General features: G+C 44.7%; 1 protein-coding gene. It reads right to left on the minus strand.

Going from position 1 to position 837, the window contains the following annotated elements; translation table 11 throughout:
• A partial coding sequence (locus A3766_RS28465) for an isomerizing glutamine--fructose-6-phosphate transaminase (protein WP_156509223.1) occupies positions 1-837 on the minus strand: 837 nt, incomplete at both ends.

Genomic DNA, 837 nt, shown 5'->3' on the forward strand with positions numbered 1-837 from the left:
TAAAATCGGCGCGACGATCTTTTCACAATGTGGTACGTCTAGTACTTTCATGGTGTCATCACTTTTGAAGTGTGCGTTTCGATCAGCAAAAACATACATCAAACCACCTCTTGCACGTACTTCTTCAACGTTAGAATGCAGTTTTTCTAGAAGCTCATTGTTCGGTGCAACAACAATGACTGGCATGTCTGCATCGATAAGAGCCAATGGGCCATGCTTTAATTCGCCTGCGGCATAAGCTTCAGCGTGAATATACGAAATCTCTTTAAGCTTCAGTGCACCTTCCATCGCAACCGGGTATTGATCACCACGACCCAGGAATAAACTGTGGTGCTTGTCAGCAAAGTCTTCCGCCAATTCGGCTATTTGCTTATCCATATCCAAGCTTTGTTCGATGATTGAAGGAAGTGCCTGTAAGGCCTCAACGATCGAAGCTTCCGTTTCGGCTGGCATATTTTTGTTCTTTCCAATAGCGACGACAAGCTGCAGTAAGCCAACTAATTGAACGGTAAATGCCTTGGTGGATGCTACGCCGATCTCAGCGCCCGCATTCATCATATAGTTTAAGTCTGACTCACGAACTAGTGAAGAACCAGGCACGTTACAAATGGTCAAACTAGCTTTATATCCGATTTCTTTGGCCAGTCTTAGTGCTGCCAGAGTATCGGCTGTTTCACCTGACTGCGAGATTGTAACCAATAGTGCATTAGCCGGAACAACCGACTTTCTATATCTAAATTCAGATGCAATTTCGATATTACATGACACACCAGCAATTTCTTCAAACCAATAACGTGCGACCATGCCGGCGTGGTAGCTCGTACCACAGGCAATAAT

Source organism: Oleiphilus sp. HI0132 (genome assembly GCF_001635845.1).